Source organism: Jutongia huaianensis, assembly GCF_014384985.1.
In the GTDB taxonomy this organism is placed as follows: domain Bacteria; phylum Bacillota; class Clostridia; order Lachnospirales; family Lachnospiraceae; genus Jutongia; species Jutongia huaianensis.
This window is the reverse complement of record NZ_JACRSX010000012.1, coordinates 47,330-72,901: the sequence shown is the minus strand read 5'-3', so window position 1 is coordinate 72,901 and position 25,572 is coordinate 47,330. Positions and strand designations below refer to the sequence as shown.

17 protein-coding genes are annotated in these 25,572 nt (G+C 43.6%); 3 read left to right on the top strand and 14 right to left on the bottom strand.

The window, feature by feature from the left end; genetic code table 11:
• Positions 1 to 197: 197 nt before the first annotated feature.
• The 3 genes from H8704_RS09395 to H8704_RS09385 all read right to left on the bottom strand — a co-directional run bounded on the left by H8704_RS09395 (position 198) and on the right by H8704_RS09385 (position 4,407).
• Entirely contained in the window at positions 198 to 2,297 is a 2,100-nt protein-coding gene (locus H8704_RS09395) for a heavy metal translocating P-type ATPase (RefSeq protein WP_249298092.1), read from the bottom strand.
• Positions 2,298 to 2,318: 21 nt separating this feature from the next.
• Entirely contained in the window at positions 2,319 to 2,624 is a 306-nt protein-coding gene (locus H8704_RS09390; RefSeq protein ID WP_022464629.1) for a DUF6110 family protein, read from the bottom strand.
• Positions 2,625 to 2,811: 187 nt separating this feature from the next.
• Entirely contained in the window at positions 2,812 to 4,407 is a 1,596-nt protein-coding gene (locus tag H8704_RS09385; RefSeq protein WP_249298091.1) for a potassium/proton antiporter, read from the bottom strand.
• Positions 4,408 to 4,715: 308 nt separating this feature from the next.
• Here H8704_RS09385 and H8704_RS09380 point away from each other — a divergent pair, with 308 nt between their 5' ends.
• Positions 4,716 to 7,475, top strand: coding sequence for a glycoside hydrolase family 3 C-terminal domain-containing protein (locus tag H8704_RS09380; RefSeq protein ID WP_249298090.1), 2,760 nt, complete (start codon positions 4,716 to 4,718; stop codon positions 7,473 to 7,475).
• Here H8704_RS09380 and H8704_RS09375 read toward each other — a convergent pair.
• The 5 genes from H8704_RS09375 to H8704_RS09355 are packed head-to-tail and all read right to left on the bottom strand — an operon-like array spanning position 7,461 to position 15,486.
• Positions 7,461 to 8,747 carry a TIGR02679 domain-containing protein gene (locus H8704_RS09375; protein WP_249298089.1) on the bottom strand — a complete coding sequence of 429 codons (1,287 nt, stop codon included), beginning with the start codon at positions 8,745 to 8,747 and terminating at the stop codon, positions 7,461 to 7,463. The two genes, H8704_RS09380 and H8704_RS09375, sit on opposite strands and share 15 nt — an antisense overlap.
• On the bottom strand, positions 8,740 to 9,960 hold the full coding sequence (locus tag H8704_RS14605; protein ID WP_249298088.1) for an SbcC/MukB-like Walker B domain-containing protein: 1,221 nt from the start codon (positions 9,958 to 9,960) through the stop codon (positions 8,740 to 8,742). Before H8704_RS14605 ends, H8704_RS09375 begins: the two co-directional genes overlap by 8 nt.
• Positions 9,961 to 12,867, bottom strand: a complete 2,907-nt coding sequence (locus tag H8704_RS09365; RefSeq protein WP_249298087.1) for a TIGR02680 family protein — start codon at positions 12,865 to 12,867, stop codon at positions 9,961 to 9,963.
• Positions 12,842 to 13,999, bottom strand: a complete 1,158-nt coding sequence (locus H8704_RS09360; RefSeq protein WP_118678296.1) for a TIGR02678 family protein — start codon at positions 13,997 to 13,999, stop codon at positions 12,842 to 12,844. The genes H8704_RS09365 and H8704_RS09360 overlap by 26 nt, the downstream gene beginning before the upstream one ends.
• The gene (locus tag H8704_RS09355) at positions 13,999 to 15,486 is read right to left on the bottom strand and encodes a TIGR02677 family protein (protein WP_249298086.1); all 1,488 of its coding nucleotides are present in this window, start codon (positions 15,484 to 15,486) and stop codon (positions 13,999 to 14,001) included. The genes H8704_RS09360 and H8704_RS09355 overlap by 1 nt, the downstream gene beginning before the upstream one ends.
• 567 nt (positions 15,487 to 16,053) lie before the next feature.
• Here H8704_RS09355 and H8704_RS09350 point away from each other — a divergent pair.
• Complete coding sequence (locus tag H8704_RS09350) at positions 16,054 to 16,929, top strand: Rpn family recombination-promoting nuclease/putative transposase (protein WP_249298085.1); 876 nt, start codon at positions 16,054 to 16,056, stop codon at positions 16,927 to 16,929.
• Between the two features lie 302 nt (positions 16,930 to 17,231).
• Here the strand turns inward: H8704_RS09350 and H8704_RS09345 are convergent, their stop codons facing one another.
• Positions 17,232 to 18,683, bottom strand: a complete 1,452-nt coding sequence (locus H8704_RS09345; RefSeq protein WP_249298084.1) for a flagellin N-terminal helical domain-containing protein — start codon at positions 18,681 to 18,683, stop codon at positions 17,232 to 17,234.
• A gap of 130 nt (positions 18,684 to 18,813) precedes the next feature.
• Positions 18,814 to 19,107, bottom strand: coding sequence for a carbon storage regulator (locus tag H8704_RS09340; RefSeq protein WP_249298083.1), 294 nt, complete (start codon positions 19,105 to 19,107; stop codon positions 18,814 to 18,816).
• A gap of 341 nt (positions 19,108 to 19,448) precedes the next feature.
• Between H8704_RS09340 and H8704_RS09335 the strand changes: the two genes are divergently transcribed.
• Positions 19,449 to 19,910 carry a helix-turn-helix domain-containing protein gene (locus H8704_RS09335; RefSeq protein ID WP_022464636.1) on the top strand — a complete coding sequence of 154 codons (462 nt, stop codon included), beginning with the start codon at positions 19,449 to 19,451 and terminating at the stop codon, positions 19,908 to 19,910.
• Positions 19,911 to 19,962: 52 nt separating this feature from the next.
• Here the strand turns inward: H8704_RS09335 and H8704_RS09330 are convergent, their stop codons facing one another.
• The 4 genes from H8704_RS09330 to H8704_RS09315 form a co-directional block, all read right to left on the bottom strand.
• Complete coding sequence (locus H8704_RS09330; RefSeq protein ID WP_249298082.1) at positions 19,963 to 21,321, bottom strand: MATE family efflux transporter; 1,359 nt, start codon at positions 21,319 to 21,321, stop codon at positions 19,963 to 19,965.
• A 178-nt stretch (positions 21,322 to 21,499) separates the two neighbouring features.
• The gene (locus tag H8704_RS09325) at positions 21,500 to 24,418 is read right to left on the bottom strand and encodes a glycoside hydrolase family 5 protein (protein WP_249298081.1); all 2,919 of its coding nucleotides are present in this window, start codon (positions 24,416 to 24,418) and stop codon (positions 21,500 to 21,502) included.
• Between the two features lie 159 nt (positions 24,419 to 24,577).
• Complete coding sequence (locus H8704_RS09320) at positions 24,578 to 25,180, bottom strand: TetR/AcrR family transcriptional regulator (RefSeq protein WP_249298080.1); 603 nt, start codon at positions 25,178 to 25,180, stop codon at positions 24,578 to 24,580.
• Between the two features lie 172 nt (positions 25,181 to 25,352).
• Entirely contained in the window at positions 25,353 to 25,523 is a 171-nt protein-coding gene (locus H8704_RS09315; protein WP_182439674.1) for a hypothetical protein, read from the bottom strand.
• Positions 25,524 to 25,572: the final 49 nt, after the last annotated feature.

The window sequence follows — 25,572 nt, the reverse complement described above, 5'->3', positions numbered from 1 at the left end:
TCTCATTATAGCAGATAACTTTTATAAAATCTATATTCATTTTTTATTGCAGGGTGACTGCCCCTGCTTTCCTCTGTATTATAAGCATTTATACAAAAAAAATATAACCCATTACGGCGCAAATATACCACGATTGCGCCATTGCAATAAGTTATATTTTAATTTTATAATTTTCGTTTATAATATTTTTGTCTTTTCTATTTGATTTCTTCCACCGGTTCCTGATCCAGCAGATTATTCATGCTCTTCAAACTGATCAGAATCGTAGAAGTATTATGGAACAGTGCTGACATAGTCGGCTGGAATACACCGGCGATGCCAAGTACGATCAGGCCTGTATTGATACCGACGATCAAACGATAATTTGTATTGATCCTGCGCACCATCGCATCACTGAGCTGCTTCAATGTCGCAATCTCATAAAGATTATCTGCACTGATCGTCACATCTGCGATCTCTCTGGCAATCTCTGCCCCATCACTGATGGCAATACCAACATTTGCCTCGGACAACGCAGGAGAATCATTGATACCGTCTCCAATCATAATAACCTTTCGTCCGGCATTCTTTTCATTTTCCACAAACTTTGCCTTATCCTCCGGCAGCACCTCGGAATAATACTCATCCACGCCCACCTTATCGGCGATCGTCGATGCGATCCGGTCACTGTCTCCCGTCATCATAACCACCTTGGAGATGCCGTACTTCTTCAACCGCCGGATGACCTCCGGTGCTTCCTTACGAAGCGGATCTTCGATACAGATTACCGCCGCAAGCAGTCCGTCAATCGCCATATACAAATGAGAATACTGCTCCGGAAGTTCCTCAAAAAGCTGCTTTTTATCCTCCGGCACCTTTGCATTCTCATCCTCAAATACGAAATGATGGCTGCCGATGATGATCTTCCTGCCCTCCAGTGTCGAATAAATGCCGTGGGCGACAATATATTCTACCTTTGAATGAAGCTCCTCATGAACCAGATTGCGTTCTATTGCCTTATTGACAACCGCCTTTGCCATGGAATGAGGAAAATGCTCTTCCAGACAGGCTGCGATCCGGAGAAGCTCATCGGATGACTGTCCGTTAAAGGAAATCACGTCCACTACGGTAGGCTGCGCCTTTGTCAGTGTTCCGGTTTTGTCAAATACTATCGTATCTGCCTCTGCCATTGCCTCCAGATATTTTCCGCCCTTAACCGTAATATCATATGTACTTGCCTCGCGGATCGCTGACAATACAGTCAGCGGCATGGCAAGCTTTAATGCACATGAAAAATCTACCATCAGAACAGACAACGCCTTCGTTGCATTACGTGTAAGCAGCCAGACAAGACCTGTCCCTGCAAAAGTGTACGGAACCAGACGGTCTGCCAGATGTGCTGCCTTGCCCTCCAGAGATGATTTCAGCTTTTCAGATTCCTCGATCATAGTCATGATCTTTTCATACTTGCTGGAACCGTTGACCTCCCTGGCCCGGATGGTAATCTCGCCTTCTTCCACAACAGTGCCTGCATAGGCATAGCCGCCCTCTGCTTTGCGCACCGGGTTGGACTCTCCGGTCAGGGATGCCTGATTGACCATAGCCTCTCCGCCAACCACATCACCGTCAAACGGGATCACATTGCCCATATGGATCACAACCTGATCTCCCGTCTGCACGGAAGTAACCTCCTTCAGCTCTTCTCTGCCATCCCGCAATACCCAGACCTTGCTGATATTCAGAGACATGCTGCGCGCAAGATCTCCAACGGATTTCTTGTGGGTCCACTCCTCCAGAATCTCTCCAATCCCCAGAAGGAACATCACAGAGCTTGCTGTGGCATAATCTCCACGAAAAACAGATACACCGACCGCCGTACCATCCAGAACCGGCACCTCTATCCTGCCCCTGGCCAGAGTACATAAGCCTTCCCAGATATACTTTACCGACTTCACGGTGGCAATCCCAGCCCTTACTGACATTGGCAGAAAAATTTTGGTTCCGTAATGTAAGATGACCTGATCCATTAACTTATCCCAGTAAAAACGGTTCATTTCCCGCCCGGAATTCTTAATAAAATCCTCCGGCACCTCGATGCGCTCATAGGAGAACCGACGTAATGCGTGTATCACATCTTCTCTGTCTCCCTGAAAACGGATGGTTGCATCACAGGTTCTCTCCTGAATCTTTACATTCTGAATAAAATCATAGCCCGTCAGATAATATTGAAGTGTGTCTGCCTGGGCAAAGGTCATTCTTTTCTGTATGACATGAATACGGATCCTTCCCTTAATTTCATGTTTAATTTGAAATTTCATTTAAATTCCCCGTTTCATCCATTACTCTTCTGTTACTTTCTCAAAAGACTCATCCTCAACAGCCTCGTCCTCGAACTCCTCTGCCTGAGCTGCACGATCCTCATTGATCTGCTTTGCCTCTGCATAAATATCCTCTGCATTTTCCTGAACAGTTGCTGCTGTCTTCAGGATGCACTCCTTCGCACGAAGAACTGCTGCAGTACAGTTTGTATAAAGCTTCTTGGCATCATCACTTGCAAGGATCTTAACGCCTGCTGTCCCAAACAATACACCTGCTGCAAAAACGCCTGTCTTTACCTTATCAATCTTCTTCAAACAATCTAACATAATTATGCCTCCTATTCTCTGTTAGAAACTTCTTGTTTCATATATCATCTTTTTGTTTACCCCTCTTTATACACTTTTTTTCTTCAAAAGACAAGAGTGCTTATTGATTGTTTTTTATCAATAACCACCCTCGCCATCTAATTTTATATTTTTTTAATTTTTTGCAGGATTATATTTCAAATGAAATTCACACCTGACTCACCACAAGAATATCATTTTCACGGATCACTGTATTGCCATTTGGTATTTTCACCCGGTCCTCCCGCATCAATACAAGCACGAGGCTTCCTTCCTCCAGTTTCACTTTTGAAAGAGGCAGGCCGATCCAGGGACTTTCCTTGTCAATGGAAATTTCTGACAGATACAGTCCTAAATGCTCCTCCGGCGACAATGCACTAAGTACGATCCGATCCCCTTCCAGGATCACGGTATCCCCCTTTGGCACAATCCGTTCCTCCCCACGCAGGATCAACACAAGCAGCAGATCCGGAAGGGATGTGACATCCTTGATCATTCTTCCGGCCCATGGATGATCCTTCTTGATCACAATCTTTACAAACTCCACCGGCACCTCCTCCGAGTAATCACTGAAGGTCTTCATAACATTATTCCTGTCATCGATCATGTCCAGCTTCCGTGCCATAATCCCCAGCAACGATCCCTGAATACTAATAGAAAACAGTACAATAAATATTACAATATGAAAGAGATCATTTTTGGTATATGCCGGATCAACTGTTGCCAGAATAGCAAAAACAATGGATGCCGCCCCTCGAAGTCCCGACCACGCAACCAGAAGCTGCTGGCGCACCGAACAGCGAAATGGCGTCAGAATAGCAAATACCGAAACCGGTCTTGCCACAAATGTCAGAAATAACGCAATGGCAAATGCCACCGGAATGATCCCCGGCAGGGCGGACGGAAACGCCAGAAGCCCCAGCAGGAAAAAGATCAGCATCTGCATCAGACCGGTCAGGCCGTCAAAGAAATGCACCAATGACTTTTTATTATGAAGCGGGCGATTTCCCAAAATCAATCCTGCCAGATATGTGGACAGATATCCATTGCCCCCCAGTACAGCTGCCCCGGCATACGCAAGCAGCGCCATACTAAACACAAAGATCGTATCCACACCATCACTGGTATTTTTCATCTGTGACAGCACCCAGGCGCCAAACGCTGCCACGATGACTCCCACGACAACACCAAATACAAGCTGCAGCACCACCAGACGCACCAGACTTCCTCCGGTAAAGCCTCCCTTCATCACTGCCAGAATGATCACGGTCAGCATATAAGAACACGGATCATTACTTCCGCTTTCCATTTCCAGCATAGACGCAGTATTGTCCTTTAAATTGAGCTGTTTGGAACGAAGAATTGAAAATACCGAAGCAGCATCGGTAGAACTTAAAACCGCACCGATCAGCATACTTTCCCAGAACCGGAAATGAAGAACACCATAGCAGAATAATCCGGTAGCCACGGCTGTCAAAAGTACCCCCAGTGTCGAGAGCAATACCGCCTTTCCCGCCACAGGCTTCGCCTGTTTCCAGTTGGTGCCAAAACCACCGTAAAACATAATAAATATCAAAGAAACCGTACAGATTTCCTCCGCGATCCTGTAATTATCAAAAGAAATCTTTAGCAGGCCATCTGTTCCAAAAAGCATCCCCAGCAGGATAAATGCCAGAAGCACCGGAATACCAAGCCTTGAAGAAAGCTTATTTAGAAACAGGCACAATAAGATGATCACCGTAACGATCAATATGTAATTTGTCATACATTCCTCCTTCCAGTTTACACATGTTGTCCCATGCCGCAGATACAAATGTTATATTGACCAGCACTTCGGCTCTGCGACATATATAGACAAAATCATACCGTAAAACCGGCACAAATACAATATATGAATGAAATACTGAATAATAATAATTTAAATGAGGGTAATATGTTAATTTTCAGTAAATTATTTTGTTTTTCCTTGACCATACGGAGGGTTACAGATAAGATGATATGAGATTCTATTGCAGGTGCTGCACCGCATTTGCATTGCTGTGGAAATACAAGCAAGAAAGGTAAGGTTATTTTATGATACAGACAACAAAAACACTTGACTGGGACAAATATCTGAAAACAGCGGCCCAGGTAGTTTCCGAGGGAATTGTGATGCTGAAAAATGAGCATCAGGCTCTTCCTTTGAAGCCCCATGAGGAGATTGCATTATTTGGCCGGATTCAGTTTCATTATTATAAAAGCGGTACCGGCTCCGGCGGCATGGTTAATGTTTCCAAGGTAACAAATATTGTAGATGGTCTGCAGGAAAGCGGCATAAAATTAAATCAGGAACTCTTGGATGTGTACCATAAATGGGATAATGAAAATCCCTTTGACCTCGGAGACGGCTGGGGCAAAGAACCATGGTCCCAGAAGGAAATGCCTCTGGAGGACTCTCTTGCCGCCCGCGCTGCCAAACGCTGTCAGACGGCCATTGCAGTGATCGGTCGTACCGCCGGGGAGGAACAGGACAATTCCCTCACAGAAGGTTCCTTCCTTTTATCTTCTGACGAGAAACAAATGCTCACCACCATACGCCGCCATTTTTCAAAAATGATCGTCCTGTTAAACGTGGGAAATATTATTGATATGAATGAGCTTCTGGAGATTGCCCCCGACGCTATTTTATATGTATGGCAGGGCGGAATGACAGGCGGTACCGGCACAGCGGATGTTCTGACCGGCAAAATCAGTCCATGCGGCAAGCTGACAGATACCATTGCAAAACATGTTGAAGATTATCCATCCGCTCCTTACTTCGGAGATCCTGTGCGAAATTTTTATTCCGAGGATATCTATGTGGGATACCGCTATTTTGAAACATTTGCCCCGGATAAGGTATTGTATCCTTTCGGTTTCGGACTCTCTTATACCACTTTTCAGATTAAGACAAACGACATCATGGAGCTGTCCGACAAATGGGACTTTATTATAACCGTCACCAATACCGGAAGCTGCTCCGGCAAAGAAGTTGTGCAGATCTACTGCGAAGCACCTCAGGGCAAACTCGGCAAACCGGTCCGTGTATTGTGTGGCTACGAAAAGACAAATACACTGTCACCGGGCGAATCCCAGACTGTGACCATCTCTGTCAGCAAGACCCAGACTGCATCCTATGATGACTCCGGCATTTCCGGCCATGCTCACTGCTTTATTCTGGAAGAAGGAGACTATCATTTCTATGTAGGAACAGATGTCCGGCATGCCGTGAAAACATATACCTGTACACAAAATGGTACACTTGTGATTTCCAGCCACCAACAGGCTCTTGCTCCCGTAGAGGCATTTGAACGCATAAAACCGGTACTGTCAACAGACGGATACGAACCACAGATGGAACCGGTTCCTCTTTCTGAGGTAGATGAGACAAAACGCCGTCTTGAAAATCTTCCGAAGGAAATACCTTTTACCGGTGATCGTGGAATCCGCCTCTGTGATGTCCGAAAAGGCACCCACACCATGGAAGAATTTATTGCACAGATGACCGATTATGATCTCGCCTGCGTGATCCGCGGAGAGGGAATGAACAGCCCAAGGGTAACTGCCGGTACCGCTTCCGCATTCGGCGGTGTTTCCCAAGAACTGGAAGCCCTTGGCGTTCCTTGTGGCTGCTGCGATGATGGTCCTTCCGGTATGCGTCTTGACTGCGGCACCAAAGCATTCAGTCTGCCAAACGGCACAATGATGGCGTGTACCTTTAATCGGACACTTCTCACAGAACTCTTTGCCCTGACCGGTCTTGAAATGATCGCAAACAAGGTCGATTGTCTTCTGGGACCAGGAATGAATATTCACCGTCACCCATTAAACGGCAGAAACTTTGAATATTTTTCGGAAGATCCTTATCTGACCGGAACCATTGCATCGGCTCAGCTTCATGGACTCCATCAGTCCGGCGTCACCGGAACCATCAAGCACTTCTGTGGAAATAATCAGGAAACGAACCGTCATGATACCAACGGCGTCATCTCTGAGCGTGCTCTGAGAGAGATTTATCTGAAGGGCTTTGAAATCGCTGTCAAAGAAGGACATGCCGATTCTGTTATGACCACCTATGGACCAATTAACGGAGTCTGGACAGCCGGCAGCTTTGATCTGACGACACAGATCCTGCGAAACGACTGGGGTTTTACCGGCTTTACCATGACAGACTGGTGGGCCAACATCAACCGCCGCGGCCAGGCAGTGGATAAGTCAGATTTTGCCGCTATGGCGATCGCCCAAAATGATGTATATATGGTATGTGCCATTGGTGCAGAAAATGATGATAATATTCTTGCCTCTTTGGAAAATGGTACTCTGCAGCGCAGTGAGCTTCAGAGAAATGCTGCGAATATCTGTCGTTTTCTTATGAATACACAGGCCATGGCGCGTCTGGAAGGCACCGAAACAAAAATTGATATTATCAACCGGCCGGCAGATGAATCTGATGTTGACGAATCCTCCGTGAAATTCTATGAACTCGACGGAAATCTCACGATCAATCTGGAAGACATCTGCACCGATAAAGGGACAAACCATAGCTTTGGCCTCGATATAAAAACTATGGGAAAATACAGAATGACCCTTACCGCCAGCTCTACGCAGAGTGAGGTAGCGCAAATTCCAGTCACCCTTTTCAGTCTGGGTACAGCATATGGGACATTTACCTGGAACGGCACAAACGGACTCCCTGTTTCCTTTGAAACAGATATTCCGCTTTTCTCCAAATATACCAATCTGCGCCTCTTCTTTGCACAGGGCGGTTTGAAAATGCACAGTATCACCTTTGAACTGATATCAACAGAGCTGTAAAATATCCTCCTGATATCTTTTTACTAATCCCTCCTGATAACCGGCTGTCTGCAATTTCTTTACCCTGACAGCCACCGATTGAAGCACTGGATCAACAATTTTATCCAGTGCTTTCAATCTTTTTGTACTGATCTGTCGATCCGATCTGCATTCCATATAATCCTCTACCGTTAAATGCCAGTAATGAAATGCTCCACTATAAAAATCATGCAGCTTCTGTGCGATCAGCAATCCTTCCGGATCAAAATCACCGGCATAATATACTTCCACACCAGACACACCACAAAGTTCCAATACATTCAGACCTGCCAGCCGGGGCTGGCCATTCATGCACATAAAAGCATAATTTTCCGGATTATTTTCACAAAGCATTGCAAATACCGATGGATTTTCCACAATAAACAACTTATTTTGTGGACATATAATTTCCTTCCACCCTACCATAGATGCCAGCGGAATCTGAACCATGTCCTGCTCCATACAAAACCCATGCATCCCTGCATGAATATCACCATTCACCTTGCGTATGTTCACACCGGCAAGCATAACATAATTTGAAACCTCATCTATCAAAATACCCACATGCAAAAAACCCTTCTGTCTTTTATATGCAGGAAAGATTTTGTTTTCCTCTAATACAATACCCCGATTCTCAAGATTCAGTTCCACCATCTCCTGCAATATCTTCCCACCTTCGCTCCCGGCATCAAAGGCATGAGGATCTCCTGTAATTTCCGTAGCAAAAACAGCCAGATATCGAGTTCTGCCACAGCGGTAGGGCAATCCATTATAAATATCCGCAGCCAAAGCCAGCTTCCGTTTCCAATGATCTATGTCCTCTTTTTCAGAAAGCCGAAACCGTTTTGTCAAAGTTTCCAGCCAATCATACATAGGCGTATTCTCATATTGTATCTGAAGCATTTCAAGCACTTCGCCGACCTGTTTCTGCTTCTTTTCTTCCTGCTCACTTTTTCCAACCGGTTTAATGCCAAAATAAAGTTCCAGCAATCGTTCCGGGGTGATAAAGGAATAACAGCTCTCAGACAGTGCTTTACAGAATCTCTCCGAAGATACGGACACACTTTTCTGTCCATGATAATTCTTCCCAAAAAATCCTTCTAATTCTTCAATTTCCGGCATTGTCAAATGATTCAATTTTACTGTTCCTGAAAACCTTCCATAAGAATAATACTTATGCCAAAATCCCCTGAAAACCTTCTCCCATACCGGATTTCCATGAAAATATTTAAGACATTGATTTTCCTTATCCAAGCTCTACACTTCTCCTCTCCACGGACTCCTCATCCTCCAGATTTTCCTTATAATGACCGTTCCATAAATATGGCATAACTGTGACAAATTTTGCATTCTCCGGCCGCTCCAGCTGATAGATCGCCAATGCATCCAATGTATCACAGTCTCCCCAAAGCACCTGGGAATTGATAATAAAATTAAAGGAAAATTCTGTCATCAGCCGAAACATGTCACGAATATTACGATTATCTACCCCCGCAAATGCTTCATCTAATGAGATCAGCCTTGGGGCATCCGGTCTGCCACCCTCATATTTTGCAACAACAGCAGAAAATAATGGTACATACATCGACATTGCTTTCTCACCTCCGCTAAAGGTTCCAAAAACACTGTTGGTAAGCTCTTTCTGTTTCTCTCCTGTTTTTTGGGAATACAGCTGAAATTCAAACCATTTCCGGTAATCTAATGTCTCCTTCATCACCTGATAAAAAGAAACCATACCACCACTTTCTCTTGCATGCCTTCTTGCTTCGTCCACTTTGGAACGGAAATGAAGCGATAATTTAGAGGCTTCCTCCTCACTCATCAAACGGTAATCCTTCTTCAACAGATTCACCAGTTCCCTGGTATCCAGCTGGTCCTCGCTCTCTGCCACTTTGCTTCTCCAGCGCAGACTCAGCTTTAATCCGCTTGATGTATTCATGCCTCCCATCAGATCATTCATTTTGGATACCCACGACGTAGACGCATTGATCCGGCTGCGGATCTTGCGGCTGACAGTATTGGCCAGAATATCTTCAAAGAGCTCCCTGTCTCCTTGTCTGATCAGATTTTTCAGTTCTTCAATATCCTCCTCCAAGTGTCCCAAAAGCTGGATAAACGGTATCTTTACTCCTTTATATCGTGCCTGAATATCCTGTCTTTTTGCAGTAAAATCTGTTTCGGTTCTATCCTCATCCAGCTCTGTAAATAATTCAAGCTGTGTCAGCTGGTAATCATTTAGAAACGCTCTGTTTTCAAAATACACCTGGTTCAGCCGACTCACAATACTATCGCGATCCCAGTCCTTTGCATCAGTTTCCAGATACATATGCATTTTTTCGATATTTGATCCGATTTCTTCCGGCATCGATACATAACCCAGCTTCCACTCTGCCTCCCAACATCTTTTCAGCCATTCCTTCTGTCTGATACACTGCTCTAATTGTTCCCGGCAGCTCATCAACTGCATTTAAAGCTGCTTTTCCTGTTCGCGGTTTTCCGTCTTTTGTTCTGCATATTTCTGAACCATCATTGGATATTCATTAATCCACTTCACACATTCATCCAGTCTTTCCTTAACCTGTTCGTAATCCGTCAGTAAAAGCTGCTTCTGCACAGAAAGGTACTCTTCCTGCCTTTTGTTAAATTCCCTTTGAGCCGTCGTAATGTCATAACGGATCTGATCCAGGTCTCCATCAAGCTGTTCCATCTGATCTTCCAGATTTTCTATACTATGTACCCGGTGAAGATATATTTCGTGCGCTGCATTTAACTTAATCAGATGATCTTTATATTCATCCGCCGCATCAAATGCCTGTTGGAACACAGCAAAGGTACAATCCAGATAAAGTGCTTTTGCGAGAATAAATGCTTCTTCCTTCATGATCCGAATCTGTTCCTTCAGGTTCTGCAGCTCCTCCTCCAGACGTTTTTCCTCCTGCTTTGCCCGGTCATATTCTCTCACCGCCTCATCTAACAGCTTCCACGCTGCCCTCATATCTGTGTCAGCCGGCAGTTTTTCGTATTCCTCCTTCAGCTTCTGAAGCCGCAATTCCAGAGAATGGATACTTTTCTCAAATTTCTTTCTTTCCTGCAGTAATATCTCCATATTCTGTCTGCATTCTTCCATACGTGCCAGACGTGCCTTTTCTCTGGCTCTGACTCCCATAAACTGAGCCGTATAATTTCCGGATACCGTACCGGCGATCACACCCACTCGATAACAGCCATCCGGCGATACAGTCACAATATTACCCTGTTCTGTTTTCGGGACAGACAGTGCATCCATTTCATCATATGCCACATGACTTAATATTCCGGTGATCCTCTGGTTAAAAAAGATGTCATTGAGTTCCTCATTCAATTCCAACACATCCAAAAGGCTCTGATCCGCTCGCGCTCCACCGGAAAACAAATACCGGTCCTCACATCCCTCTGCAAATGCCAGCACCTGATCACGATACTGCTCGTCTACAATAACCGCATCCAGAATTCCCATCTGAAGCAAAGCCTCTTCCAGACGATTCTGTGCCTCGTCACTCATATCTGTTCCAAATTCGATCACCTTATAAAATTCCTGATAAGGAATTTCCAACTCCTCCAAACGTTTCCGATTCTTTAAAACAGCTTCACTCCGAACCGGTTCGGGCTCCTTTTTATTCTCCCATTCCTGCAGTTGTTTTTTTAGCTCCTCATAAGATGCTTCCTTTTCTTCCAAAAGACAACGATACCCATCCAGCTCTTTTTCCAGACTCATCTGCTGTCCCAAATATTGGTCACCAATCTTTTGACGGATTCCGGCAAAATCAGAATCTCCGTTATACGAATCTGCAAACCGGCTTATCTCGTTCACAAATTCTTTGGACAGACAAAGCTCCCGGTTGCCGGCACTCCATTGGTACAGAGCTTCCTTCCACTCATTTTCTGCCTGTACCAGCAATGCTTCCACTTCATTCTGCCGTTTCCAGCAGGCATCCACCTCCCGTCCCTTCTGTTCCCAGCTCATGGTCATTTTATCCGCCTGTCTATCCAACAAATTGGTCTGTTCTAATATATGAAATGCTTTTTCAATCTTTTCCTTCGTATCATAAAACTGCTTTCGTAAAGTATCGAATTTATATTCCTTTTCCAATTGCTGCAAAAATTCACTCTGAAAAAAACCGTGTTCTTCAAATGCCATATCCTCTGCTTCTGACTGCATTTCCTCCAACAACAGGTTCATTTCCCGGCTTTTTTCATATTTTCGGTTCTCTTCTTCTTTTCTTCGCTCCTTTATTTCAAAATATCTCTGTTTTTTTGTTTCCAGGAATTGTTCTTTCTCCTTAACGGTATTTTGATAATCCGTGATCTCCTTTTCCAGTGCTGCTTCCCTTTTTTTCAGATTCAATGCATCACTGCTGTTCAACGTTTCCTGTTCCTTCTGCATGGAAACATTTTTTGCTGCCATTCTGACAAGTGTCTCCTCTGATTCTGCCACTTTTTTATGACATTGCTCCAGCTGATCCTGTTTCTCTTTCTCCTCATTTTTTAGGGACTTTTCTTTATTTATTTTTTGCCATAGCTTGTCCGTTTTTTGGTACAGCGTGAATTTGTTATATCTTTCAAACACCCTGCTGATCTTTTCGGCCGCCTGTTTTGCCCCTTCTCTCGTCTTCAGGTTCATATTCATAGTGTCCATGTTTTCAATCGCTTCCGACATTGGACGCAGATCCTCATCAGAAAGAGGCTGCAAAGAGTCACTGAGTATTTCATTGATCACAGACGGTTTAAAATCCTTAGACAGCTTTGGTGTTCGAAGCTGGATCAGCAGATCGATCATTTCCTTATATTCATCTAAGGTATCAAAACCAAATACCTGACGGTTTACAAAATCCATATACTCAAGCTGACGGTCAAAGGTTCTCCCACCCTCTGCAATACGATTTTCCAATTCTTTTTTCGATAATGTGATCTTCTCTCCCGTCTGCTTATAAAGCAGAAAGTCCTTTCCCACTCTACGATTATCCGTAATAGCAAAATACCACTTATCTAACGGTTTTCCTCGTCTGGCACGCATTCCCATTCCTATGGTCAGATACGCTTCACTCTCCAGACGACGAAACTCAAGATACAGATAGCCGGTGCGCTCTTCCCGATCGTCATCCTCTTCCAAAAGATAATTACTCATTTTACGATCTCTCGTCCCAAAGGGATCCAGCCTCTCCGGACTTGCATTACCATCCAATAAAAGTGGCACAACACTCTGCATCGTAACTGATTTGCCGGATCCGTTGGAACCCCTCAGCAACATTCTTCCCTTTGCAAAAGGAAATTCCTGCTCATCATAATACCAAAAATTTACAAGACCAATTTTATTTGCCTGCCATCTGCTGTTCATCTGTCTGCCCTCCCATATAATCTTTCGGATAATGTCCCTGTATCTTGCCTGCTGCCGGATAGATCACAACTTCTCTCGATGATCTGCGCTCAATAAACATCCACATTTCCATCGCTTCTGATACAATCCGGACAAATTCTCCCTCCGCCATTTCCCGGTAATTTTTTGTAAATCCACTGCCAAACCGCTGCTTAACCTCTTTGATCATACGTTCAAAATCCGGCTGGTCTACAACACAGGTCTCGTCTGCATTAATCTTCCATTTTTCCTCTATAATCCTCTCCCGGATCACTGAAAAACAGAGCAGCATAATATCAGAAATCACATTATTTCCCGGAAAGTCCTTTCCGATCCTGCATTCCTCTCCGGCTAACAGATAGGCACTCCCCCGGTGAATATGGACATGACAGTCAAATATTCGTTCCAGATCGTCAGAGAGTCTGCGTCCGTAATATTTTAAATATTCAAAATCCTCCTGCGACCCTTTTTCAAAATATATCCCCGGCGAAAACAAAAGTCTTTTATAAACTCTGTGCCTTCTCGCAATTCCTCGTTCTTCATCCATATCAAACCAGTCGCTTTCCTGAAAATCCTCTGGTTTTGTGTACTGCATGATATCTTTTGAAAAGCTTCTCATAAAATAACGGGATGCTCCTGTATTTTCATACAAAACTTCTCCCTCAGCATTGTCCGCAAATGCATCCTCCCTGCCATCCGTGATCCGGAGGATCCCCTGCTTTACTGCATAACGCAGAACCCTGATCAATCGTCTGCGGCTTGTATACAATGTCCAGTCAACCGATTCACCCGGCATATTCGACGCAATGTACTCTGTGAGCTGTGACAGGATAAACTGATCCTGCGCATCTTTATCTTCCAGAAACATAAGAAGAATACACATAAACACATATTCCTCCCGTGAGGAGAAATCCTGAATCCCCATAAAAGCCTCTGCCACAGACGGAATCTTTTCCATTTTCACTAAAAGTGCATTTTCAACAATCTGGCACCCCATTTTTTCAGATGCAAACTGGCGGATTTCTCCCAGTTCATCCCGAACCTTATAATATAATTCCTTGTCCTCACTTTTCAAAATCCATCGCTTTCTTAAAAGAGTATCTAAACCTTCCATTACTTCACTTCCTCCTGAAACACAATCTGAAAATGCGGCATGGTCAGATTTCCATCTTCACAATGAATCACACATTTTTCCTGTTCTCTGCTCCGATCCAGAAAATATCTCCTGCCTCTTTCCGTTCTCGCCATCGAAGTGCTGTCCTCCACCGCATTGGAAAGCCATTTTAATAAAATCTCACGAATCCTTGGCTCGATCACCGGCAAATTAGCGAAATCAATCCGGCCATCCTGTTCCAACGCTTGAATCTTCTCCATTTCCTCCCTCTGCTTCTCCAGGATTCGTTTTCTTGCCTCTTTCTTATCCTCTGTACTTTCCCGGATCGCACTGCGGTTTGTCTTTTCCCGATAAGTCCGCACTCTCGGTTTCAGTTTGATATCAAGAGGCATTTCCTCATACACACTTTGATTCATACTATCGGTCTCCCGGATCAGATCCCCTTTGATATGAAACGGCTGTTCCAGTCCAAAGACCATCGCTGACATTTTATGTGCCTCCCTGATATCTTTACATTTCATAAACATCTCTGCCACCTTGCGGTATTCTTCCCGCCGATTTGCTCCCATGGCATTCTTTTCACTGATCTGTGCCGCATATCTGGTGATCCTTCGTATAATATCATTTGTTGCATCAAATAATTTCGCCGCTTCATTCTCCTGTCCGTTTTCCCGGACAAACCAGTCATAAATACTCTGATAACGCCCTATCGTTTTTTCCGATATTTTCCCACGGGAAACTTCAACATCCATGCGTGGAATCGATAATTCATAATCCACTATCTTATCAAAAATCCGTTGCTTTATTTCATCCGGAAGCAGACGCAGTTCCTCATCAATAGCCCCCACATTTCGCTGTAATCCCTTAATAAAATTCCTCAAATAATCAATCAGATGATCTTTAAATACCAAAAATTCCTTTGTCTGCATCATTTTCTCTGCTTTAACGCTATTGAGATCCCGGATATAATCCTGATAATTCTGATTTAACCGTACAAAATCATTATTCAGATCCGTCCACCAGGTATATACCTCCCCCGTATCTTTCTCTGCCATTGCCGGAAATCGTTCCACATTCCGCCGGATACGTTCCAAAAGTGTCGGCTCCAGCGAAGCTCCCTCCACAAACAAATTCTCCAGACGAATCACCAGACGCTCAATCTCAACACTATATTCTGACATTTGATAACGAAACTTTTTGTTTTTAAATTCCTCAATGGAAGCAACTTTTCTGGTATCCTGAATCGTATTTAAATTTTTCCACTCTGTCAACATCGCCAGATCCTGCTGGCATTGCTCCATCCGGTAATCCTCAAAATGAGGATCTCTTTTTAATGCTTCAAACACATCCTCCTGATAAAGCCAATAGTGAAGTTTTTCATAATTATCAAAAAAAATGCGCATAATGCAACGGTATCTGCTGACATTATCCGCATTTAGATACTTTACCTCTGTCAATGGTTTCATTAATTTATCTGTAATTTGCACGTTTCCCCTCCGGTCACTATAAACATTTCCATCAGACTCTCTTTACATCAGTTGGGGATAAAATATCTTTCGATCCCAACATCATTAGTATAATATATACCCTTTCCCGTAGCAAGCGCATGACGCCTCAGACACGGCATTTTTATGACTCTGCCGTGTCTGAAACGGCAAATTCTCTATTTTTAGCTAATATTTGTCTCTGTTTTTCACATTAAATCATATACAATGACGAAATCAAGAAAAACCAGCATTTCCTCTCGACATTCCCTTAACAGGGTGTTACAATCATTGCAAGTCAGAAAACGATCATACATTCTCAGAAACATAATCTGATAGGAAAGCTTTGAAATCTGTATAGATCAATAAGCTTTCATCTGACCTTTCAAAATTTCATTTTATTTTCAATGAACAAAACACCTTAGATTCTGTTATTGAATTTTAACCGAAAACGGCATATAATAGGGAAAATATACGAAAATAACTTGTTCTGCACAATATTTTCATCACACTCCATTCTGAGTTCCAACATGCCCCGGATATGCTGTTTTCTACAGAAAGGAGCACTATTTGGGAGAGAAAGATATTTCAGAAAAGCTGCTTGCAGATTACGAGGACGTCTTTGCAGATATTGTAAATGTCCTGTTGTTTCACGGCGAGAGACGGGTGCATCCGGACTCCCTGCGATCCACCAAAACTGTATCTCATTATAAGGCAGATGACTCCAGACTCCATGAGCAGGAACGCGATATCCTCAAGGCATGGACAGACGGCAGGATCCAGATTGCTTTGCTGGGGCTGGAGCATCAGACAGAACCGGAGAAGCAGATGGCAGTACGCGTCATTGGCTATGAAGGTGCCAACTACCGCAGCCAGTACAAGGCAAAGCAGATCACTCCGGTGATCACATTAGTATTATACTTTGGCACAGAGAAACGATGGCAGTATCCACAAAATCTTAAGGCACTGATGGATATTCCGGACGGTCTGGAGTCTTATGTCAATGATTACCATATCCATGTTTTTGAAATCGCATGGCTGACCGATGAGCAGATCAACATGTTCCAGAGTGATTTTCGTGTTGTGGCAAGGTATTTTTCCGAAAAACGCAAAAATAAAAACTATGTTCCCCATGACAAGACCATTCTCAGACACATCGACGCCGTCCTCAAGCTTCTCGCTGTGATGAGCGGTGATCACAGATACGAGACTATTCTTGCCGATCCGGAACAGAAAGGGAAGGTGAAGACGATGGATGAGGCTCTTACAAAGGTGATCAACGAGGGACACGCCAGAGGATTAGCTGAGGGACAGATCAAAATTCTGGTATCTCTCTGCAGATCCGGAAATATCTCTGTCGAGATTGCCGCAGATCAATTAAAGATTTCAACGGACGAGTTTCGGAAATATCTGGACAATGATACTGCAGATTCCCAGAAAGCCTGATTTTGTCTGCGCAGATCCGGAAATATCTCTGTCGAGATTGCCGCAGATCAATTAAAGATTTCAACGGACGAATTTCGGAAATATTTAGATAGCGATATGACTGATTATTAACGAAAACTTCCCACACCAAATAGCAATACCAAAAGTTTTCGTTATTATTTTTCAGATATCACCTAATTTAAGAAACTCAAAAGACCACCACGAACCGGTTACAATCCGTACCAATTCATGGTGATCTTTCTTTACACATTTTTACTTGCAGCTGAACTTTCTACGCCACGTACTCAATTCCTTCCATCGAATTACTGAAGGAGTGACAGTACACCCTGGTTTGCCTGATTAGCCTGTGCAAGCATAGACTGACCGGCCTGCTGAAGGATACTGTTCTTTGAGTATGTAACCATCTCTTCTGCCATATCTGTATCACGGATACGAGACTCAGCGGCCGTTGTGTTCTCAACAACGTTATCTAAGTTTGCAATGGTATGCTCCAGACGATTCTGAACAGCACCAAGAGCGGAACGCTGATCGGAAACTTTCTGGATTGAAGTTTTAATGGTGTCGATTGCATTCAATGCATTTGTATCATCACCACCATCTACTTTCAAGCCATTAATTCCAAGACCTTTTGCACTCATAGCTGCAATATTGATAGAAATCTGATTATTTGATGTAGCATCAGCACCAACATGAAGCTTAACAGTAAGGTCAGCTGTAAGGTCCTGAAGATATCCTATATCATCTTTACTGATAGTTGTTGCTTTGCCTAATGCGTCGTATACCTTCGGTGAATCACTACGAGGAGACACATTTGTACCATCAAATTTCACATAATTAGATAACGCATTAGCTGAAATTGCATTTCCATCCTTATCGTAATACTTTGCCTGAGCATTATTGGATTTAGCAACAGTTAAATCTGCATCCTTTGTAATTATGGTATCTGACTGTTTTGGCGAGTTTGCATCTGTCACCGCTGTACCACCTAACGTAACTGTTCCTAATTTGGTACCTTCTTTATCAGAAAGTGTAAATGTTGCTGCACCATCTGCTGTCTGAGTCAGTGTAAACTTATCAGCAATAGAACCCGTTAAGGAAATCTTGTAATCAGCAGCCGCAGTTTTCAGTGATGTATTCCAAAATGACTCAACTTTAACTCCCTGATCACGGGTTGCATTCAAAAACTCGTTTGTCTCATCCTGCATTTTCTGTGTTGTAGACGCTACCGCTGTAAATGCAAAGGTCAATTTTGACTGACCTGTTGTTTCAGCAACAGCACCTGCAGATGGTGTCTTAAAATTCTTATAACTATAAGTATACTGCTTATCCAGGCTCTTATCACCCTTCAGCAGATATGTCTCATTATACTTCGTTGTCTCAGATACACGATCAATCTCTGTAGAAAGCTGATCGATCTCGTTCTGAATTGCGGTACGGTCAGACTCAGAATTTGTACCATTAGCAGACTGTACTGCCAACTCGTTCATTCTCTGAAGCATAGAGTGAATCTCATTCAGTGCACCCTCTGCAGTCTGTACACAGGAGATACCATCCTCTGCATTTGTAGATGCCTGGCTAAGACCACGGATCTGCTTACGCATCTTCTCGGAAATAGAAAGACCTGCTGCGTCATCTGCTGCACGGTTAATCTTGTAACCGGAAGAAAGCTTCTCTGTTGACTTGGAAAGGGAACCTGTTGTCAGTCCCAGCATTCTGTTTGCGTTCATCGCTGTAATGTTGTGTTGTACTATCATAATATTATCCTCCTTGTTCCACATATCGTGGTTTATGATTGGTTGCCCTCTGGAAATCCGTTTCCCGAGGAAGTGATCTATAACAAGCAGAAGTCCCGGGTGTGTTTCTGCCTATTACCATATTGGATTTCTAATTTTCCGCCTCACCCTTATGACGCTCTTCCCACAGAATTCTCTGAATTTTTTTCTGGGCTTCTGCAGAAATTTTTTCCTCCGGATAGTAAGTTTCTCTGCGACGTTCCGGATTCTCCTCAATGTTGCTTCGTACAATCGGGATCTCCTTGGGGGCATCGATCATCAAACGACCGTGGCCACCGCTTCCGCCAACATATACGACGCGGATGTTGTCACCAATATTGATGTATTGTCCCTGTTTCAATGATAATTTCAGCATGCAGTCTCCAATCTGAGTGCCTGCCGTCATAATACGGCGCACCTCCATGTGTGTTTTGTCATTCCTTTGTGCTACGTTTTGTATCTTTTATATCGTCAAATTGTTATTTATATTTAACATTATTTTCCATTTTATGCTACGGATTGTAGCGTTTTGTTTACTTTGTACACCGGATGCCCGAAAATATGTACATTATGCACAACATATCTTTCTTAAATTTCTTGTAAAAATGACATTTTCGCAACATTTCGTATCTCTTTTTGTTAATTTTACATCATTCTTTTAACGTCATATTGTGCATTTGCTACAATCAATAACATCCGCGTTAATAGGGAAAAATACACTAAATAAAAAGAAGGCGGTATTAATTTATGAAAAAAAGTTTACTTCCACAGAAATTAAAACAACTAAGAAAAGTGCACAACTACACACAGGATTATGTTGCAGAGGCACTTGGAATCGTCCGACAGACATACAGCCACTACGAAACGGGCAAACGAATGCCGGACGCCGAATCGCTCTATAAACTGGCTGGATTATACAATATATCCGTAGACGACTTAATGCACCTGACACTACAAATTGACCGGGATGTTTCATATGATGCTCCGACACCTACTTCTTCCAGTTCAGAACTTTCCGAATATCTTGAATTTTATAATAATCCGGCAAACCGCAAAAAATATATGTTTACCTCGACTCTGGAAAAAGAGTTTCTTTTTTATTTTCAGAAAATGTCCGATGAAGACAAGAAAGAAATGATAGAATTTGCAAAGATTAAAGCGCGAAAGCAGATCACAAGGGATGAAAAAGAAATAGAAGAAGATGAATGAAAATATTATGGGTATACCACATCATTCTGTGTGGGAAATTTGAGTAATTATTCTATTCGAGTCCTTCTTTTGCCAATTTCCTGCGGCAAAGGAAGAACGCTGGGATTAAAAATGCATCTGCAAAGATCCATGCCAATGTATTGGCCATGCAGATTCCAAAATATCCACTAACAGCTACCAGGAGTGTTCCCGCCAGAGTTCTCGCTGCCATTTCAAACACTCCTGCAAGAATGGCAATTCCGGAAAATCCCATTCCCTGAATGGTGAACCTCACTGTATTAACAAGCGTCAGCAGACAATATCCGGCCGCTGTGACTGTCATATACTGATATGCATATCCCATCGCCTCAACCTCGTTCGCATCAAGAAACAGGACGGACATTCTGCGTCCAAAAAGAACGACGATTGCCAAAAGCACTGCTGACACACAAAAGCCCATCAGTGATGCCGCTTTTAACCCCTTTCCTACCCGGTCCAGTTTTCCGGCTCCCACATTCTGACCAACATATGGTGCCATGGTCTGTCCAAGTGCTTCTATTGGACAGGAAAGGAAATTTCCCAAACGTCCCGCTGCGGTCACTCCTGCCATAACAGTGGCTCCAAATCCATTGACTGCCGCCTGGATCACAAGAGTTCCGATCGCTGTGATAGAATACTGCAGTCCCATAGGAATCCCGATTGTACATAGACGTACCATATATTTGGGCTGTGCCCTCCACTCGCTTCGGCTGCCATGCAGGATTGGAAATGTCTTCCCCACATACCACAAACAGCATATACCGGAGATTCCCTGTGAAAGCACTGTTGCAAGCGCAGCCCCGATCACTCCCCAGCGGAATAATAAAATAAACAGCAAATCAAGTCCAATATTCAGGACAGACGAAATTGCCAGAAAAACAACCGGTGTTCTGCTGTCTCCCAAAGAACGGATCAATGCCGCAAGAAAATTATATAAAAAGGTACATGGAATTCCCAGAAATATGATCAGCATATACCAATAGGCATACTGAAATACATCCTCCGGCGTCCGCAAAAAAAGCAGAATATCCCTGCAAAAAACAGACGATGCCAGTGTCATCACGACCGCAAAACCGACACAAAGCCATGTGGCGTTTGCTACAAAACGACGTAAAGCACTTTCATCCTTCGCGCCAAATTTTTGTGCAACCGGTATGGCAAAACCATTACACACACCGATGCAGAAGCCGATGACCATAAAGTTAAGAGATCCCGTAGACCCTACCCCCGCCAACGGTTTTAATCCCAAAAACTTTCCCACGATCATCGTGTCCACCATACTGTAAAACTGCTGAAACAGCATTCCCAAAAACATAGGAATTGCGAAGCCGATGATCAGCTTGGCCGGAGAACCTTCCGTCAGATTTTTCATTTTACTTTTTTTTGCAGACATTTTCTTTCCCTCCATTGCAATATTCCAAAAAGCGAAATTATTATACAAAACGGTTATCGGAAATACAATGAATAATCCATTAATAATATGTTTCTTTTTCTTTAACAAAGATACCTCCGGAAATAAATTCCGGAGGTATCTTCAGATCACTTGCTTATACTGCAATTACGTTATTATTTTACTTCTTTACGATTATCTTACACTTTGCTGTTGCGCCGCTTTTCATAATAACCTTGATCGTAACTTTTCCCTTTTTCTTTGCTGCGACAACACCCTTTGCATTGACCCGGACAATCTTTTTCCTGCCAATTACTTTATATCGCTTCACCTTATCGCCGGATGCTTTTACCTTAATAACAATACGTTTTTTCTTTCCACGCTTGATCGTTAATGTTTTCTTTGCTAAACGAAGTGTTATTTCCTCTCCATCCTCTGTCAGATCCTCGTCCTCTGTAGATGGAGATTGTGCCGTACTGCCGGAAGGTGCTGTTGTCGTCTTGCCGCCACCGGATGACGTAGATCCATCCTGGCTCTTTGTCGGTGTTGGAGAAGTTCCCGGTTTTGATGATGTATCCGGTACCGGCGTCCCGGAGCTTCCCGGTACTGGTCCTACAGACTCTCCTGGTACCGGTGCCTCAGAACTCCCCGGTACTGGTCCTACAGACTCTCCGGGTACCGGTGCCTCAGAACTCCCCGGTGCCGGTCCTGCAGACTCTCCTGGTTTCTGCGATTCTCCGGGTACCGGTGTCTTATCCGTTGCTGGATTGGAACTGACCTCTGGGTTGCTGCCTGGATCTGTCCCCGGTTTCGCACTGGCACTTGTTGACGGTTTCTCACTTGAACTTGTACCCGGCTTTGCGCTGGCACTTGTTGACGGCTTCTCACTTGAACTTGTACCCGGCTTTGCGCTGGCACTTGTTGACGGCTTCTCACTTGAACTTGTACCCGGCTTTGCACTGGCACTTGTTGACGGTTTCTCACTTGAACTTGTACCCGGCTTTGCGCTGGCACTTGTTGACGGCTTCTCACTTGAACTTGTACCCGGCTTTGCGCTGGCACTTGTTGACGGCTTCTCACTTGAACTTGTACCCGGCTTTGCGCTGGCACTTGTCGACGGCTTTGGCGTCACCTTGGTATCGATTCCCTCTTCAATATCCTGATGTGCACGATATGTATTGACGAGCCAGATGCCTGTAGTCGCAAGATCTGAAGCTACATATCCTCCTGTGGTCTTACTGCAGGAAGTACTCAAATAAGATGCTGATTCACCTTTATTGCAAAAACTCCAGCAGGCATAACTGATATTATAAGAATCACACAGTTTAATCCACGCATCTGCATTGGCTGTGTCAAAACCACCATTTCCTGAAGCATCACAAATACCAAACTCGGTCACAAAGATCGGTGTGCCATCTGCCGTAGCCGTCTTTACTTTTGCCATTTTATCTGCATAGTGACTTCCGGAATAAAAATGAAACGTATAAAGAATATCTTCAAATCCATCGTCCTTTAACGGCTTCTTTGCAACATCCTCCACATCCTGAGACCATGTATTAGTTCCACAGACGATCAATGCATCACTGCCGCAATCACGGATAATACCGGCAATCTCTTTGCAATAGCTGTACAGATCATTGCCTCCGCCTGTATACCACTGTACACCTGTCGGTTCATTACAGATCTCAAAAATCACATTATCATAATCTTTATATTTCGTTGCATATTTCTTAAAGAAATCCTTTGCCCAGGATTTCGTCGTATGAGGATTTTCTGCGTGAATATGCCAGTCTACGATCACATACATTCCCAGCTCTTTCGCTGCCTGAACACCCTCCTCGATCTTCTGATCCATTCTGCTCTGGGCTCCTACCGTATAACCATCCTGTGTTACATAGCATGCCATGCGGAACAGATTGACACCCCACTCGTCACGAAGACTTTGCATAGCTCCTTTATTGACATAATTATATCCAACATCCCACTGAATACCATGGGAACTTGCCCCCCGCAGCTGATATGGATTGTCGTTCTTATCCACGATAACCGGAGCATTTCCGTAGCCTGCCACCTTCTTCAGATGAAGCTTGCCATGCTTTCCAACCGGCGTCTGTGCATCGGGAATATCTTTTGTGGTTCCGGTCAATTTATAATTTAGTTTGCCGGATTCTGTGCTTTCCCCGGATGGCGGATTGCAGTTTACCGCGCGCACATAAGCTGAACCAACCGTGACAGAGGTAGGATCAAAGCCAATCTTTCCATTAATATTAACTGTAGCTCCTGCTGCAATCTCCCCGGCATAATAAACGATCACGCCGCCAACAGTCGCATTATATACCGCATTGATCGATTCAAAAGATTTAAAGCCTTTTGGCTCTCCACTGGTCTTCATCACTGCCTGCACCTTAGAAACTGCCTGTGATGTATGATTTGTAATAGAAAATGTATATTCTGTCCAATACTGATTACCCGGTTTAGCGGTATATGATGCCGAATACAGGCTGGAATCCTCTCTGGCATTGGCATCCAGACCATCCTCTGTGGTGCCTCCGGCAGAACCGCCTGTGGAAGAAGAATCATCCACAATCACTTTTGCAGAACTGATTTTATATGAAATGGTCGATGTATTCACTGCATTATCAGCAAAACGGATCGCAATATTTTTCAATATTGTTCCCTTCCAATTCATATCGGACAGCTCATAGCTAAGTGTCATTTCTTTCCCTGCCGTCACACTCTGTGCTTCGCTCTGATTCCATGATTTGTCATAATCATCATCCTGTGTGTAGAGCATAGCGTGAATGCTTCCCGTATCACTGCTGACACTATTGATCTTTAATGTCACTTCAATCCTTGAACTACAAGCCTGAACCTTATCCTTCGTAGATATCACATCCGGTACATCAAAGAGAATATCAGATATGTAATCTGTTCCATACGGATTCTTTGCCATGGTCAAAGGACTCTGTCCCTTCTTGACCGTCAGATCATACGACGTCTCCGCCGCCTTTGCTTTCTGTCCGTTTGGCAGTGCCAGACCGGACAATACCATGGCCATAACCAGAAGCCATGATAAACCCCTTCTTTTGATTTTCTTCATATCGTCCCTCCTGTTACTTCATTAGAAATTTTACTTTCTAACAAAAGAAAAACTGCAATATTGTACAACAATACTGCGCCCTGCTCTGTTTCAGAATATATCAGTATAATTGTATCAAATATTGCAGTGTAAGACTACCCTAAAAAATTGACAAATCCATCATTCCTTAAAAAGGACAGATGCCTTTTCAAACGGAATGCCGGCATATACCATATGCATCACGCCCACATTTTCCAGCATCCGCATGGCTTCCTCACGGGATACGGTGATCGTTCCGTCTATAATAAACGTCACTAGTCCCTGTGTATAGATCACGACCGTATTCATAAATTCCCTGGCTTTCTCCTCGCTAATCCCCACAACACGGCAAAGTGCTTCCCGGAGAGATTTGTTCTTCTCCTCATTAAATACAGCTCCGATGCCGCCAAGATTGACAAGTCCCTTTGAATCCGTCCGCAGATAACGGATCAGATTTGGCTCATCAAAGGCCATATTTACATAGGTCTCCCCCACAGAAAATAATGCCGCTGCCGGATTCTTTCCATTGGGTCTCATTTTGGAATTCATATAATTTAATGCATATTGAAAGAGCTCCTCCCGAAACGCTTCCATATTGCCAAAGGACCAGGAAATCGGCTGCGTAGAACAGCCAAGCTCCTTTGCCAGACGTTTAATATTGATCACTTCATAGCCTTCCCGGATCACCAGATCCAAACCGGTCTTTAAAATCATTTCTTTTGGTATTTGTGTCTTCGGTGGCATTGCTGACGTATCTCCTATCATAATAAATATTATATATAACCCGATTTATATATTAGGCGCATGTTGTGCTTTTGTCAAGAAAATTCGCCGTTTCAAGCCTATTTATTTACGAAAATGATTACGAGAAAAACTAAAAAACTGCTTCCCGAAAAACCGGAAAACAGTTTTATTTTTACCATAAATCTTCATCCACATCATCCAGCAAAAACTCTCCAACCCCTTTGAGTTCATCACCATCTGACAGCGAAAAACCTTTCTCTTCTAATATTCGTTTATCTTCCTTCTCCTGTGCTTTCAAAGCCTTCTCTTCCTCTTCTCCAAAAGAAAATAAGTCTCCATCCATAATTTTTCTGCCTTTCTTTTTTGTCTTTACACAGTAATGCTTTGTTTTT